The 13,882-nt window shown below is 72.1% G+C and carries 13 protein-coding genes and 2 pseudogenes; 7 read left to right on the top strand and 8 right to left on the bottom strand.

The genetic code is table 11. The features are described from left to right. Nucleotides 1-440: 440 nt before the first annotated feature. Complete coding sequence (locus ACFV1W_RS24280; RefSeq protein WP_380419325.1) at nucleotides 441-1,427, bottom strand: alpha/beta fold hydrolase; 987 nt, start codon at nucleotides 1,425-1,427, stop codon at nucleotides 441-443. Nucleotides 1,428-1,568: 141 nt separating this feature from the next. Between ACFV1W_RS24280 and ACFV1W_RS24275 the strand changes: the two are divergent. The 3 genes and pseudogenes from ACFV1W_RS24275 to ACFV1W_RS24265 form a co-directional block, all read left to right on the top strand. Beyond that, nucleotides 1,569-2,032: pseudogene (locus ACFV1W_RS24275) on the top strand (helix-turn-helix domain-containing protein); the annotation flags it as partial. 102 nt (nucleotides 2,033-2,134) lie between these two features. After that, nucleotides 2,135-2,965, top strand: a complete 831-nt coding sequence (locus ACFV1W_RS24270) for an IS5 family transposase (RefSeq protein ID WP_380419324.1) — start codon at nucleotides 2,135-2,137, stop codon at nucleotides 2,963-2,965. Further along, nucleotides 2,962-3,411, top strand: coding sequence for a hypothetical protein (locus tag ACFV1W_RS24265; protein ID WP_380419323.1), 450 nt, complete (start codon nucleotides 2,962-2,964; stop codon nucleotides 3,409-3,411). Before ACFV1W_RS24270 ends, ACFV1W_RS24265 begins: the two co-directional genes overlap by 4 nt. A gap of 9 nt (nucleotides 3,412-3,420) precedes the next feature. On the opposite strand, the gene ACFV1W_RS24260 is transcribed toward ACFV1W_RS24265, so the two are convergent. Then, entirely contained in the window at nucleotides 3,421-3,687 is a 267-nt protein-coding gene (locus ACFV1W_RS24260; protein ID WP_380419322.1) for a multiprotein-bridging factor 1 family protein, read from the bottom strand. A gap of 149 nt (nucleotides 3,688-3,836) precedes the next feature. Between ACFV1W_RS24260 and ACFV1W_RS24255 the strand changes: the two are divergent. Beyond that, nucleotides 3,837-3,995, top strand: a pseudogene (locus ACFV1W_RS24255) (transcriptional regulator); the annotation flags it as partial. Between the two features lie 236 nt (nucleotides 3,996-4,231). Here ACFV1W_RS24255 and ACFV1W_RS24250 read toward each other — a convergent pair. After that, entirely contained in the window at nucleotides 4,232-4,900 is a 669-nt protein-coding gene (locus tag ACFV1W_RS24250) for a TetR/AcrR family transcriptional regulator (RefSeq protein WP_380419321.1), read from the bottom strand. 58 nt (nucleotides 4,901-4,958) lie between these two features. On the opposite strand from ACFV1W_RS24250, the gene ACFV1W_RS24245 reads away from it, so the two are divergent. From ACFV1W_RS24245 to ACFV1W_RS24235, 3 genes are all read left to right on the top strand, one after another. Then, complete coding sequence (locus ACFV1W_RS24245) at nucleotides 4,959-6,398, top strand: MFS transporter (RefSeq protein WP_380419320.1); 1,440 nt, start codon at nucleotides 4,959-4,961, stop codon at nucleotides 6,396-6,398. Beyond that, a complete protein-coding gene (locus ACFV1W_RS24240; RefSeq protein WP_380419319.1) occupies nucleotides 6,395-6,799 on the top strand; it encodes a cupin in 405 nt (134 codons plus the stop codon). The genes ACFV1W_RS24245 and ACFV1W_RS24240 overlap by 4 nt, the downstream gene beginning before the upstream one ends. A gap of 781 nt (nucleotides 6,800-7,580) precedes the next feature. Next, entirely contained in the window at nucleotides 7,581-8,912 is a 1,332-nt protein-coding gene (locus ACFV1W_RS24235) for a DUF4157 domain-containing protein (RefSeq protein WP_380419330.1), read from the top strand. Nucleotides 8,913-8,957: 45 nt separating this feature from the next. Here ACFV1W_RS24235 and ACFV1W_RS24230 read toward each other — a convergent pair whose 3' ends face one another. The 5 genes from ACFV1W_RS24230 to ACFV1W_RS24210 all read right to left on the bottom strand — a co-directional run bounded on the left by ACFV1W_RS24230 (nucleotide 8,958) and on the right by ACFV1W_RS24210 (nucleotide 13,806). Next, nucleotides 8,958-10,100 (bottom strand): LLM class flavin-dependent oxidoreductase, encoded by a 1,143-nt coding sequence (locus ACFV1W_RS24230; protein WP_380419318.1) that lies wholly within the window; start codon nucleotides 10,098-10,100, stop codon nucleotides 8,958-8,960. Nucleotides 10,101-10,121: 21 nt separating this feature from the next. Beyond that, nucleotides 10,122-11,141 (bottom strand): ABC transporter substrate-binding protein, encoded by a 1,020-nt coding sequence (locus tag ACFV1W_RS24225; RefSeq protein WP_380419317.1) that lies wholly within the window; start codon nucleotides 11,139-11,141, stop codon nucleotides 10,122-10,124. Between the two features lie 23 nt (nucleotides 11,142-11,164). Next, nucleotides 11,165-11,902 (bottom strand): ABC transporter ATP-binding protein, encoded by a 738-nt coding sequence (locus ACFV1W_RS24220; protein ID WP_380419316.1) that lies wholly within the window; start codon nucleotides 11,900-11,902, stop codon nucleotides 11,165-11,167. Continuing rightward, nucleotides 11,875-12,729 carry an ABC transporter permease gene (locus ACFV1W_RS24215; protein WP_380419315.1) on the bottom strand — a complete coding sequence of 285 codons (855 nt, stop codon included), beginning with the start codon at nucleotides 12,727-12,729 and terminating at the stop codon, nucleotides 11,875-11,877. Before ACFV1W_RS24215 ends, ACFV1W_RS24220 begins: the two co-directional genes overlap by 28 nt. A gap of 483 nt (nucleotides 12,730-13,212) precedes the next feature. Then, on the bottom strand, nucleotides 13,213-13,806 hold the full coding sequence (locus tag ACFV1W_RS24210; RefSeq protein ID WP_380419314.1) for a helix-turn-helix domain-containing protein: 594 nt from the start codon (nucleotides 13,804-13,806) through the stop codon (nucleotides 13,213-13,215). Nucleotides 13,807-13,882: the final 76 nt, after the last annotated feature.

Raw genomic sequence — 13,882 nt, 5'->3', positions numbered from 1 at the left:
GCCCCAACGCCGCCTGGGCGTTCTGGCAGAACCACCACTGGTACTGAGCCGGCCATCCGGCTCCCCCCGTGCCTCGGGGGCCGGACAGGGACCACTGGGGCAACCCGCCAGGGCCCGGGCCCGCGCAACCGCGCGGCCCGGGCCCCCGTGCCGTCTCCAGACCAGCCCCCGGGGAGTCGCGTCAGCGGACCCGGGGACGACGGAGCCGACGCAGGAGACCCAGTCGGCCTGGAACTGCTCCTTCGTCCGGCCGGTCGCGGTCATGATCTCCTGGTCGTACTGCCCGGGGTCGCTGTAGGCGCCACGACGAACGCGAACAGCGTGTCCTCGGCGTTCTTCCGCGCCAGGCACCCGACGGCCGAGCCGGTCAGGGCGTAGGCGGCACTCCGGATCTGCGCGCGACTGCGGTGGAAATCGCGGGCCCCTGGCACCGGCCCGGTTCAGCGCTGGAAGGCGGCGAGCCAGTCGGTCAGCAGGTCGTTGACCTCGTGGGGGCGTTCCTGTTGGATCCAGTGGCCGCAGGCGTCCAGGACGTGGGAGGCGGTCAGGCCGGGGAGGGTGGTGGGGTAGGCGTCGATGGCGTCGGACATCCAGGTGGTGGAGGCATCCAGGGCGCCGCCGATGAACAGGGAGGGCTGCCTGATCGGGGCTCCGCGGTGGGGGGCGAGGTCTTCCCAGTCGCGGTCCATGTTGCGGTAGCGGTTGAGGGCGCCGGTCAGGCCGGTGCGCTCGAACTCCCCGGCGTAGACGTCGAGGTCGTCCTCGGTCAGCCAGGCCGGGAGGACGTCGGCGGGAAAACGGTCACGCAGCTTGTGGCCGTGGGTGACGAAGTGCGGGTCGGGCTCGCCCGGGGCGGGCATGGTGTCGGCGGACAGGGCGGCGTAGAAGCCCGCGAGCCAGCCCCTGACGTCGGGCTCGATCTCCGCCTCGGCGCGGCCGGGCTCCTGGAAGTACGAGACGTAGAACTCCTGTTCAGGGCCGCCGACCTGGTCGAAGAGGTCGGTGGGGCGGGGGCCGCCGGGCGGCGCGTAGGGGACGCTCAGCAGGGCGACGGCGCGGAAGGTTTCGGGGTGGAGTAGGGCGGAGGTGGCGGCGATGTTGGCGCCCCAGTCGTGGCCGACGACCACCGCGTTCTCCTCGCCGAGGGCGCGCACGACGGCGACGTTGTCCTCCACCAGGTCGAGCAGCCGGTAGGCGTGGGTCGCCTCCGGCTTGGAGGACCGGCCGTAGCCCCGCACGTCGACCGCCACCGCCCGGTAGCCGGCCGCGGCGAGAGCCGGGAGCTGGTGGCGCCAGGAGTACCAGGACTCGGGGAAGCCGTGCACGAGCAGGACCAGCGGACCGGTGCCCTGCTCGACCAGGTGCAGGCGTCCGGCAGGAGTCCTGACGGTGCGGTGGCGGAGTGCGGCGGACGGCTCGGACGGCATGGGGCTTCTCCTGGGTTCGCGGCGGACGTGGCTGCCCGTCGATCATGCGGCGTGGCTGCCCGCCGAGGCGATCAGCCTTGCCGGTTTGGCAAACTCGCCGGACAGGACGACGGAGCGAGGCGTTCGGAAGGGCTGGAGCGGGTGACGGGTGACGAGGTGGCCGACACGCTGGCGACGACGGGCCCCCGGCTGCGGACCGCCCGCGAGCAGCGGGGCGTCACGCTCACCGACGTCAGCCGCGCGACCGGCATCTCCCCGAGCACGCTGTCGCGGATCGAGACGGGCCGGCGAAAGCCCACCCTGGAGGTGCTGCTGCACCTGTCGAAGGAGTACGGCGTCTCCCTGGACGAACTGGCCGCCGGCGCGCCCACCGCCCCCGCCACCCCCGGCGCCGGGCGCACTTCCGTGCTCCGGAGCTCCGGCGACGACAAGGCGGTGCTGCCGCTGACCCGGTACGTCGGGGGCCTGCAGTCCACAAGCACGTCCTGCCCGCCGTTCAGGAGCCGCCCGCGCGGCCCCGGCAGGTCTCCCACGACGGCTGGGAACGGCTGTGCGTCCTGTACGGGCGGCTGTGGCTCGCCCTCGGCGACCAGGACCTCGTCCTGAGAGGGCGGAATGAGAGATTAAGTCCGTTCTGTCGTCGCCTAAACGTGTGGCCTTGCCGCTTCCGGCCGGTCAGGGGGCTGGCGCCGTGCTGAGGTGACTGCGTGAGTGACCGCAAGCCCTACAAGAGCGACTTATCCGACGAACGCTGGGCGCTGATCGAGCCAGTGATCACCTCGTGGAAGGTCCAGCATCGCTCGGTCAGCGGCCACGAGGGCCGCTACGAGATGCGGGAGATCGTCAATGCCCTGCTCTACCAGTCCCGGACCGGCTGCCAGTGGGACTACCTCCCGCACGACCTGCCACCCGCTGGCGCGGTGAAGTACTACTTCTACACGTGGCGCAATGACGGCACCGACCAGGTCATTCACGACCTGCTGCGCTGGCAGGTCCGCGAGAAGAGGGGCCGATTAGCCGACCCCAGCCTGGTGGTGCTCGACACCCAGAGCCTGCACGCCGCGGCCGGGGTGCCGGCCGAGACGACGGGACGCGATGCGGCGAAGAAGGTGCCCGGCCGCAAGCGGGGACTCGCTGTGGACGTGCTGGGCCTGGTGATCGCCGTGGTGGTGCTGGCTGCCTCCGTCCACGACAACGCCTTCGGCACCGCTCTGCTCGACAAGGTCGCAGCAGGTAGTGACGCCACCGTGACGAAGGCTCTGGTGGACCAGGGGTTCAAGAAGACCGTCGTGGACCACGGGGAGCAGGTGGGCATCGACGTCGAAGTCGTCGAGCGCAATCCGGCCGATGCCGGGTTCGTCCCGCAGCCGATCCGCTGGCGGGTGGAGCAGACCAACGGGATCTTGATGCTGCACCGGCGGCTGGTACGCGACTACGAGCACCGTCCCGCCTCGGCCGAGTCCCGGGTCTACTGGGCGATAAGCGATGTGATGGCACGTCGGCTGACCGGCAGCGCGACGTCATGGCGCGGCGCGTGACCAATGGGGAGCTGACCCTGGGGGCGGTGCTGGTACGTCTGGAGGAGCGCGAGCGGGAGATCGCCGAGCAGGCCGAAGAGACCCGTGAGCAGATCACGCGGCTCACCGCCGTGCTGGACGAGCTCGGCCGGGCCGCCGAGGAAGTGCGGATCACCCGCAAGACGCTGCTGGAGCTGCCCGACCCGGACCCGCCCGCGCCGTCGGCGTCCGCCCCGAAGCTGCCGGACGGGGCGGCCTACCAGGAAATCATGGCGGTGTTCGCCCAGGCAGACGGTCCGCTACGGGCACGGGGCGTGTGCGAGGCGATGGACCTGGACCCGGCTCCGAACAACATCAACAACGTCCGTTTGAAGCTCAAGCGCCTGACCGGGCGCAACATCCTGGCCGAGCCAGAACCGGGCCTGTTCGCCCTGCCACGACCATGGCCGTCCGGCAAGCAGCCCTGACCACCCCGCCTACTCGAGGTCTGAGCCCGAATCGGCCGATGACTCAAGGCCCGTCGCCTCGGGTGGCGTGGCCTTGATGCTCCCCGGAGCCCACCCGAGGACTTCCTCGAACCTGCGAGCAACGGTCGGAGTGGGCAGGTCCCCATGGTCCCGTTCGAAGGTCCTGATCGTCGCGTGACTCAGCCAGGTACGTCGTGCGAGCTCGCGCTCCGAGATACCTTCGGCTTCACGGAACTCAACGAGGGCTCGCGCCAGCCGTGCCGATTCCTCACTCATGGCCGCAGTATGGCGCAGAGCCCTGACTGCGACAGCATTCCGTTTCGATCCCAGGGCGCGAGGGCAGTGGCAGGCCCCCGTTGACTGCCCTGCCCTGCACGTCAATCCCGAGACAGGGAGAAATCGGGCAAACCTTCGCGTACCGCCCTCTGAGAGCCGGAGACGTCGCCGAGTTCGACACCCGCCGGCCCCACGGGGTCGCGAACTCCGGCCCCGGCGGCCCGGTCGAGTACCTGGTCATGTTCGGGCCGCAGGGAGAGCGCCTGCGACCGCGTACCCCGCCCGCCCCAGGCCCCCGGGCCCGGTAGCGGGCAGCGAACGAACGGAGCCCCGAACCGGGCGGGCGCGATCCTCGGCGGGGCCGTCGACGACCGGCACGGCCCGGCGGAGCTCCGATGCGTTCTCGGCGGCGGAACACGGACGCCTCACCGCCGGTCCGGGCTTGCCTGCACGGTGGCCCGTGGCCCGGCGCTGCGCCGTGACGGGGTGTCGATGGACCCTGGGCAGGTTGGGGCCGGACGCGTTCATCGGCGTCGGCGGTCCGTCAGCGGGTGGCGAGGAGGCCGTCCACCAGGGCGCGGAGCCCCTCCAGGTAGGTGTCCTCGGCGGTCAGCGACGCCCAGCGGTCCGCGACCTGTGCCAAGCGGGGAAGCTCGCCCGGGTCGAGATCGGCGAAGACTCGTTCCCGGTAGGTCGCACGGTCATCGTCTGCGCGGCGGCGGGCCGCTGTCGTCCGGACCATGATCTCTCCGGCGGTGTAGTACCAGATCGCGCGATAACCGTGTACGGCTCGGTCGGGGGAGAGGCCGCATTCGGCCAGGCCGTCGACGATCTGCTCGACGAACCACAGTGCGGACGTGGACATCAGGTCGTCGGCGGTCAGCACCTCCGTGATCCAGGGGCAGGCGGCGAGCGCATCGTGGATCGCGGCTGCTGCGGCGACGACCCGCTCGCGGGGGTGTGCGGGCAGTTCGGGTCGGCGCAGGGTCCGCGTGGCGTAGTCGTCCAGCAGGAGGACGAGCAGGTCTTCCTTGTTGCGGACGTGGTGGTAGAGCGCCATCGGCGTACTGCCGATCTCTGTGGCCAGCCGACGCATGGTCATCCGGTTCACGCCTTCCTCGGCCACGATCCGGCGGGCTGTCCCGATGACCTCCTCAAGGGAGATGCGGGGAGGTCGACCGGTGGTTCTGCGCGGGGCGGACGGTTGCGGCATGCCTCCCATCATCCCGCAGGTGTCGACAGCGGCGATCCCTTCGCGCTACTTTCCTTACATGTACAAAAACTTACCGAGGCGGCCCGGAGCGGTGCTGGCGGCAGCGGCCGTCGCCCAGTTCGTCCTCGCCCTGGACATGTCGGTGGTCAACGTCGCACTGCCCGCGATCCGCACCGCGCTGGGATTCGCGCCGCTCGACCTGTCGTGGGTCGTGCACCTCTACGCGCTCACGTTCGGAGGCTTGCTGCTCCTGGGTGGCCGCGCCTGCGATCTGTACGGCCAGCGCCGACTGTTCGTGCTGGGCTTGGCCGTTTTCGGGCTGTGCTCGCTGGCGGGCGGACTGGCCCAGGCGCCCTGGCAACTGATCGCCGCCCGCGCCGGGCAAGGCCTGGGCGCCGCCGCCGCCGCGCCGGCCGCGCTGGCGATGCTCACCACCACCTTCACCGAAGGTTTTCAGCGCGTCCGCGCACTCGGGGTATGGAGCGCGGTGAACGCCGCAGGCGGCGCGCTGGGCGTGCTGGTGGGCGGACTGCTGACCGAGTACGCGGGCTGGCGCTGGGTCATGCTGATCAACCTGCCCATCGTGGCGGCGGCTCTCGCGCTGGTTCTCACAGGTGTGCCCGCCGAAGCACAGCCCGCCCGACACGAGAGGCTGGACGTGCTGGGTGCCGCCCTGGCGACCAGCGGAGTCGGACTGCTCGTGTTCGGTGTCGTCCGCACCGACAGCCTCGGCTGGGGTTCCCCGGCCACGGTGGCGACCCTCGCCACCGCGGCCGCGCTGCTGGCCGCCTTCGCCTTCGCCGAATCAAGGGTCTCCGCACCGCTGCTCGGCCTCCATCTTCTGCGCAGTCGCTGGGTCGCCGGCGCGAACGTGCTGGTGTTCCTGGCCGCAGCCGGGCAGTTCACAGCCTTCTATTTCGTATCCCTGTACATGCAGCAGGTCCTGGGCATGGGTGCCGCAGCGACCGGCGCCGCGTTCCTTCCGTTCTCCGCGGGCGTGGTCGCGGGCACCATCGCCGCCACGCGCATCACCGCCGTCCGCACACCTCGCGCATCGCTCGTGCCTGGTGCCCTGCTGGCCGCCGCGGGCCTGGCCTGGTTCGCGCACATCAGACCCGGCGGCAGTTTCCTCATCGACGTACTCGGCCCGTCCCTCGTCACCAGCATCGGTACCGGACTGGTGCTGGCCCCCGTCGCCACCGCCGCGACCACCGGCGTCACCCCCGGCGAGGCCGGCACGGCCTCCGGCCTCTTCAACAGCTCCCGCCAACTCGGCGGCTGCGTCGGCCTCGCCGCCCTGGCCACCATCGCCGCACACCACACCGGCACGGCCACCGATCCCGCCGCACTCGACAACGGCTACGCCCTGGGCCTGGCCATCGCCGCCGTCCTCTTCGTGCTCGCGGCGGTCGTGGCCCTCGGCACGCTACCCCGTCGCCGGGGCGAAACACCCGACCCGCGACCCGCCGACAACCGACTGGAAGGAACACCGTCATGACGACGACACCCAGCTCCCCCATCGACCTGTTCGCCTCGGCACTGCACTTCCACCCCGACGGCGACGTCCGAGCCGTCGAACGGCAGATGACGAGCAGCAACTCCGGCGCCTGGCAGATCGCCACGTTCCACGTGGAGACCGACGCCGACGTCCACGCCGACCACTGGGAGATGCACCCGCAGGCCGAGGAAGCGGTGTGCTGCCTGACCGGCGGCATCCGCCTCTACTTCCGCCCCACCTCCCCCGGCGGCACCGAGGACATGGTGCAGTTGCGGGCAGGCACCGCCGCGATCGTCCCCCGCGGCCGCTGGCACCGTCTGGAACTGGACGCACCCAGCGACCTGATGTCGATCACCCTTCGCGACGGCACTCGCCTCGAACTGCGCACCGACACCCACTGACCGAACAGGGCCCGGCAGACCCGCTGCCGGGCCCCCACGAGCATCACCCGGTCAGCTCTTCGCCCCGGGCCGGTCAGAACGAACACGGCAGCCGGCCCAGCAGGCCGCCTTCGCGCGCCCCCGAGGCCGTGGGAAGGCCCACCGTCGTCGCTGCTCCCCGTCAGCGTGGACGGCGCTGCCGATGGCTACGGAGGCCAACGAGGGGAGAGCGCAGGCCGCACCGAGGACGATGACCTGTCGACGCGGACTCCAGGCCGGGCGAGGCGGTGCAGCATCCTGTGCTGATACCGCGTGCAGAGTTCGTGATTCGGCCGCTGCCATCGTTTCCCCCAGCGGGACAATCCCGCGCGGCTCGTGGTTGCGGCGGTAGGCCGGGGTCGGCAGCGGTACGGCGATCGGTCCGGTCTTCGCCGGTCGGGGCGTGGAAGGCTCGGCGAGTCGCTCTCACAGGCGCCGCCCGGGCGCACGAGGTCACCGGCAGGCTGGACTCCCCAAGGACCGGCGAACTTCGGCCCTGCGGCCCCGCAAGTGTCCGCCAGGGCAGGAAATCGTGCCCTCGGCGACCTGGATCCCTCGGGCGGCCTTGGCGTATCAAGGTGGTGACCTGCAAGTGCCGTCCCGGAAGGCTACGATGCGCGCCCACGAACCAGATCGCACCTCAGCCGACCGAGGCCGTCAGCGGGAGCCGGGGCGCGTCCCGACCCGGACACCCGGCCCAGCGAGCACAGCGCCCGGCCTGCTCGCGCTCCAGGCCGCCGTGGGCAACGCCGCAGTCGTGCAGATGCTCCGTCAGGCCCGACGTCCCCGTACCCAGGGCCAGGACCGGCACCGGCACTCGGCCGACCGCGGGCATCAGGAGAACGAGCAGGCCGCACCCGCGCTGCAGCGGTCCGCCGTCCACGCCGTACTCCGCAGCCCGGGCCGCCCTCTGGACGACGCAATCCGGGCTGACATGGAGGCGCGGCTCGGCGCCGACTTCTCCGACGTCCGGATCCACAACGACGCCGCCGCCAAGGCCTCGGCCGCCGAAGTCGGCGCCCGCGCCTACACCAGCGGCAGCCACGTCGTCATCGGCGACGGCGGAGCGGACAGGCACACCCTTGCCCACGAACTCACGCATGTCATCCAGCAGCGCCAGGGTCCCGTGGCCGGCACCGCCAACGGATCCGGGCTGAGGGTCTCCGATCCGGGTGACCGCTTCGAGCGGGCTGCCGAAGCCAACGCCCACCGCGTCATGCGGGCTCCGGCGCCGCGGCAGACGGCGGGGGAGGGCGAACAGGAGCAAGCGGCACGCGAGTACTCTTCCCCGACGGGCGCCGGCACCGTGCAGCGGGCCCCTGAGCAGACCCTGGGCAGCACCATCTCGCAGTCGATCCAGCAGTTCGAACCACAGATCACGGAGCTGGCCGCCGCCGTCGGCACCACGCCCGAAAACGTGCTCAACGCCCTGCTCGATCCCGCCTACGACCCGATGGGGGCACACGAGATCGCGCCGCAGATCCTGGACAGCAACCTCAAGGACCCGATCGAGTACGCGGCGTGCTTCCCCACCGCCCACGACCTGTTCCCGGTGCTGTCCGATCCCGCCACGAACCCGCCCGCCCAGGGCCCCAACCCGGAGAAGGCCGCCGACATCCAGGAGTTCCAGGCCGCGGTGCGCACACTGACGGACTCGATCACCGAGGCCTGGACGCAAGGTCTGCAGTCGGTGTTCCGCATCGAGTACGCGGGCCACGGCTTCACCCTGGTGATCCGGGTGGCCGAGGACGGGCAGGCGCACATCGAACTCATCGAGAGCCTGGCTCACGCGGCGGGGATCATCCCGTCGTTGCAGGGGCGGGGAATGCCCTTCGACCACGTGGTGACCGCCCTGACCATGATGTCCTCCAACGATGTGAACGAGCGGGTCGAGGGAGCGCGCGGGCTCGGCTGGAACGCCCACGCGCTGTACCTCGGCGATCCGCAGCCGACCGAACAGGAGCGCTTCCCCCAGACGCGGATGAAGTGGTGGCGGCAGCCGCTGTCCGCCCAGTGGGGCGAGAACTGGGGCACCCAGTTCAGGCTGCGCTTCAACTTCGTCGCCCAGACCTACGGCACCACCCAGTTGCCCTGACCAGGAGCGCCCCGCGGGCTGGCCCGGGCCTCCGGACCGAGGAGGTCAGGGCTCAAGCGGCGGCGGTCCGACCAGTCCGCGGGCCTGGAGGACGGGGCGGACGCCTTCGCCGAACCAGTAGGCCTCCTCCAGGTGCGGGTAGCCGGAGAGGACGAAGTGGTCGATGCCGAGGTCGTGGTACTCCTCGATCCGGTCGGCGACCTCCTCGTGGCTGCCCACCAGGGCGGTGCCCGCGCCGCCGCGGACCAGACCGACGCCGGCCCACAGGTTGGGACGGATCTCCAGCGCGTCCCGCGACCCCTGGTGGAGCGCCAGCATCCGCTGCTGGCCCACCGACTCACTGCGTCCGAGCAGTTGCTGGGCGCGTGCCACCTCGGCGTCGCCGATGTCGTCCAGGAGACGTTCGGTCTCCTGCCAGGCGTGACGGGAGGAGTCGCGGGAGATGGTGTGCAGCCGGATGCCGAAGCGGACCTCGCGCCCCTCGGCGCCGGCGAGCCGCCGGATCCAGTCGATCTTCTCCTTGACCTGCGCCGGCGGTTCGCCCCAGGTCAGGTAGACGTCGGCGTGCTTGGCGGCGACCGGCCCGGCGGCCGCCGAGGAGCCGCCGAAGAAGATCGGGACCGCGGGCGCCGGCGGCACGGGCACGTGGGCGCCCGTGACCCGGTAGTGGGTGCCGTCGAAGTCGTACGGCGTTCCGCTCCAGGCGCCGCGCACCACGGTGAGGAACTCGTCGGTCCGGGCGTAGCGGCCGTCGTGGTCCAGGTGGTCCCCGAAGCGGGCCTGTTCCTCGGCGTCGCCGCCGGTCACCACGTTCAGCAGGAGCCGGCCACCGGTGGCCCGCTGGTAGGTGGCGGCCATCTGGGCGGCCAGGGTGGGGGAGATCAGGCCGGGGCGGAAGGCGACCAGGAACTTGAGGTGCTCGGTCTCGTGGGCCAGGAGGGCGGTGGTGAGCCAGGCGTCCTCGCACCAGGTGCCGGTCGGGGTGAGGACCGCCTCGAAGCCGAGCCGGTCGGCGGCCTTGGCGATCTGCGCGAGGTACTCGATGTCGGGCCGGCGGACGGCCGCCGCGGCCCGGCCCGGGGGCGCACTCGCGCCCCGGTCGGTGAAGTTGCCGGCGTAGGCGTGGCGGTCGACCAGGCCTCGGCCGTCCCCGCCGGTGGGCAGGAACCAGTGCAGGTGGACGTTCATCGTTCGACGCTCCGGGGTGGCTCAGTTGGCGGGGGCGGTCCGGCTGGTGGACGGGGGGAGGCCGGCGTTGTACCGGCGGTCGGTGAAGTCCGCGAAGGCGAAGGAGGCGGGGATCAGCTTCTGTCCGGCGAAGGTCTCGACGATCTGCTGTTCGGACCGGACGGCGTCGTCGTCGAGGGCCACTTCGAACGAGGTCGACTGGGTGCGGCGCACCGAGGCGAGGGCGACGTCGTACGGGATGCCCGCTTCCCCGGACCACGCCTGGGCCCACTGCTCCTGGTGCGAGGCCGCCCAGCGCCAGGCGGCGCCCACCCTCCGCAGGTAGTCGCCGACCAGCCCGCTCCGGGCCGGGTCGCCCAGTGCGCTGTCGGAGGCCACCTGGAAGGCGAGCCCGGCGGAGACCTGCTCGCCGGTGGCCAGGATGTGCCCGCCGGCCTTCTCGGCGATCGCGGTGTACGGATCCCATACCGCCCACGCGTCCACCTTGCCGGAGGTGAACGCGGCCAGTGCGTCGGGCGGTTGGAGGTAGCTCAGGTGCACGTCGGCGGGGCTGAGGCCGGCCTTGAGCAGCAGTGTGACCAGCGTGTTGTGCGCGGAGCTGCCCTGTGCGACCGCGATGGTCCTCCCCTTGAGCGAGGACACGTCGGCCAGTGCGGAGCCCTTGGGCAGCAGGACCGCGTCCCCGGCCTCCGAGGAGCGCAGCGCGCCGACGACCTTGACCGGCCGGTGGGCCGATCCGGCGAATACCGGAGGCGTGTTGCCCACCGCGCCGATGTCCACCGAGCCGGCGCCGATCGCCTCCAGCATCGGCGGTCCGGACGTGAAGGAGGCCCAGCTGATGGTGTAGGGGAGCCCTTTGCCCTGCCCCGAGGCGTCCAGCAGGGCCTGGGCGGCACCCCCCTTCTGGTCGCCCACTCTCAGGGTCCGTGCGGGTCCGCTCCCCGCGGGGGCCGACGGGGAGGACGCGCAGGACGCCAGGGCGGCGAGCAGGGCGGGGGCGAGGGCGGCGGCGACGGCACCGCGACGGGAGAGGCCAGGCATGGATCGTTCCTTCTGTAGGCGGATCAGGAGGAGCTGACGCCGAGTTCCGCGAGCAGCGAGCCGCGCAGGGCGGTCACGGCGGGGTCGGTGGCCTCGCGCGGCCTCGGCAGGTCGACCAGCTCGTCGTGGACGATCGTTCCGGCGCGCATCACCAGCACCCGGTCGGCGAGCAGGGCGGCTTCCTCGACGTCGTGGGTGACCAGCAGGACCGCGCACCGGCGGCGCTCCCACACCGCTCCGACCAGCCGTTGCGCGGCCAGCCGGGTGAGCGCGTCCAGCGCGCCGAACGGCTCGTCCAGCAGGAGGAGTTCGGGTTCGCGCACCAGCGCGCGGGCCAGCGATGCCCGCTGCGCCTCGCCGCCGGACAGGGTCTTGGGCCAGGCGTCGGCCCGGTGCCGGAGGCCGACCTCGTCGAGCACGCGCTCGGCGAGCGCCCGGTCGGGCCGGCCAGGCAGGCCCAGCACGACGTTGCGCCAGACCTTCTTCCACGGCATCAGCCGCGGCGCCTGGAAGGCCACCGCCCGGCGGCGGGGGACCAGGACCTCGCCGGTGACCTCCCGGTCCAGACCGGCGAGGACCCTGAGCAGGGTGCTCTTCCCGCAGCCGCTCGCCCCGAGCAGGACGGTGAACTGGCCCGGTTCGATGCGCAGGTCGAGTCCGTCGAGGACGGTGTCGGGGCCGAAGAAGCGTCGCAGGGCGCGGACCAGGACGGCGGGCCCGTCCACGGCGGTGGTCACGTGCCGCTGAAGGTCGGTCGCCACGGCAGCAGAATCCTTTCCAGCGTACGGACGATGAGGTCGGCGGCCAGGCCGAGCAGGGCGTAGACCAGGAGGCAGAGGACGATGACGTCGGTCTGGAGGAACTCGCGGGCCTGGTTCATCAGGAAGCCGATGCCGTTGTCGGCGTTGATCGTCTCGCCGAAGACCAGGGCCAGCCAGGAGACGGTGAACGCGTACCGCAGGCCGGTCATCAGCCCGGGCAGCGCACCGGGCAGGACGATGTGCCGGATCTGCTGACGGCGGGTCAGGCCGAGGGTCTCGCCGGTCTCGACCAGGGCGTTGTCCACGCTGCGGATCCCCGCGTGGACGTTCAGGTAGAGGTTGAAACCGACCCCCAGCGCGATCAGCACCACCTTGGGCGCCTCACCGATGCCGACCCAGATGATGAGCAGCGGGATCAGCCCGATGAACGGGACGGTGCGAACCATCTGCACGATCGGGTCGACCAGGTCCTCGCCGAGCCGGGACAGGCCCGACGCCAGGGCCAGTGCGATTCCGGCCAGGCCGCCGAGCGTCAGCCCGTAGAGCACGCGCTGCAGCGAGACAGCCATGGCGGAGGGCAGCGTGCCGTCCGCGGTCATCGCGGCCGCCTTGGCCAGGACGGTGCTCGGAGGGGGCAGGGCCTGCGCCGGGAGCACTCCGGTCGTGCCCAGTGCCTGCCACAGGGCCAGCAGCAGGACCGGCGCGGCGGAACGCCGCACCCAGCGGGGCAGACGGCGGCGCCTGCCACGGTGGTCGACGGCGACGAGTTCGGGTGGCGGGATGGTGGCGGTGACGGCCACGGGCAGTGCGTCGGTTTCGACGGGCATGGCGGCTCCTCGGGCGGATGCGGCCCGGGTGAAGGGAAGGGGCGGCCTGGGGGCATGCATCGACGACGGTCGGGCGCCCGGCAGTGACGCCGTGCGGCAGCACGGGCGCCGGGCGGGCCGAGGTGTCGAGAGCTGCGCCGCCGCCTCAGGACGGAAGGCGGTCGGGCTCCGCGCGCAGGGGCGGGGGACCGTACGGACCCGTCGGTTCAGCGGGGCCGTGGGAAGCGGGAGGCGCTCAGCAGGAGCGACAGGCAGCGGTACAGACCCGCAGGAGGTCGATGTGACCGCGAGTCGACAGGGTGATGGGGCGCTGCTGCATGTCGGGGAAGCTAGCCCGCCCGCGTGGCCGGCGTCAACGGGGTCCGCATCGTGGACCTCACGACCGCTCAGCGCTGGAGGCCGGACGGGAAGTCGACCCGCCCGGCCGGACGGGACGAGGAGCAGTGCTCAGGACGGGCGGTCGGGCGGGAGGACGAGCAGCGCTCAGGAGTGGGCGCCGGACGAGACGACGAGCAGCGTTCGCCCCTCGCTGCCACCGGCCGGCCGGCAGCGGTGCGGGATGTCGCCCCGGTGGTGCGCGCTCTCGCCCTGGCGCAGCAACACGGGCTGCTCACCGCGCAGTTCCAGGATGACCTCGCCCTGGAGGACGTAGAGGAAGTCCTCGCCCGGGTGCTCGAACCACCCGCGTTCGGGCTCTCCGGGGACGAAGTGATGCCGGTAGGCCTCCATGGTGTCGCTCGCCCCGCCGGGGATCAGCACCTCCGCCGTCTGGCCCCCGCCCTCGGTGACCTGGACGACCTGAGGATCGGTCTGGTGCGCGACCGGGCCGTCACCGGACCGGGCGCGCAGGAAGGCGCCGGGCGGGCAGTCCAGCGACTCGGCGATCCGGTAGATCGAGCCCAGGCTCGGCGTGGCGAGGCCCCGTTCCAGCTGGCTCAGGAACGGCTGGGAGAGTCCGGCGGCCGCGGCCAGGTCGACCATCCGGATGCCGAGGGCCTTGCGCCGACGGCGGATCGCGGCGCCGACGGCCGCCGCCTCGGGTGAGGGGCCCGTCTCGCGCGGGTCCGGAGCTGCCATGTCCGTCAGTATCGCAGCCCGCTCCGGGGGCCCTCCCCGGAGGTTTCATGCCGCCGCAACATCGCGGCAACGTCCA

Origin of the sequence: Kitasatospora sp. NPDC059648, from assembly GCF_042734825.1 — a bacterium.
Classification (GTDB): domain Bacteria; phylum Actinomycetota; class Actinomycetes; order Streptomycetales; family Streptomycetaceae; genus Kitasatospora.
The sequence above is the reverse complement of the archived record's forward strand: the minus strand, read 5'-3'. Positions and strand labels throughout refer to the sequence as shown.

Excerpts from the sequence above, each read along its gene's own strand:
- ACFV1W_RS24280 (WP_380419325.1), bottom strand. The coding sequence starts at position 1,427 with ATGCCGTCCGAGCCGTCCGCCGCACTCCGCCACCGCACCGTCAGGACT.
- ACFV1W_RS24260 (WP_380419322.1), bottom strand. The coding sequence starts at position 3,687 with ATGAGTGAGGAATCGGCACGGCTGGCGCGAGCCCTCGTTGAGTTCCGT.
- ACFV1W_RS24250 (WP_380419321.1), bottom strand. The coding sequence starts at position 4,900 with ATGCCGCAACCGTCCGCCCCGCGCAGAACCACCGGTCGACCTCCCCGC.
- ACFV1W_RS24245 (WP_380419320.1), top strand. The coding sequence starts at position 4,959 with ATGTACAAAAACTTACCGAGGCGGCCCGGAGCGGTGCTGGCGGCAGCG.
- ACFV1W_RS24240 (WP_380419319.1), top strand. The coding sequence starts at position 6,395 with ATGACGACGACACCCAGCTCCCCCATCGACCTGTTCGCCTCGGCACTG.
- ACFV1W_RS24235 (WP_380419330.1), top strand. The coding sequence starts at position 7,581 with ATGCTCCGTCAGGCCCGACGTCCCCGTACCCAGGGCCAGGACCGGCAC.
- ACFV1W_RS24230 (WP_380419318.1), bottom strand. The coding sequence starts at position 10,100 with ATGAACGTCCACCTGCACTGGTTCCTGCCCACCGGCGGGGACGGCCGA.
- ACFV1W_RS24225 (WP_380419317.1), bottom strand. The coding sequence starts at position 11,141 with ATGCCTGGCCTCTCCCGTCGCGGTGCCGTCGCCGCCGCCCTCGCCCCC.
- ACFV1W_RS24215 (WP_380419315.1), bottom strand. The coding sequence starts at position 12,729 with ATGCCCGTCGAAACCGACGCACTGCCCGTGGCCGTCACCGCCACCATC.
- ACFV1W_RS24210 (WP_380419314.1), bottom strand. The coding sequence starts at position 13,806 with ATGGCAGCTCCGGACCCGCGCGAGACGGGCCCCTCACCCGAGGCGGCG.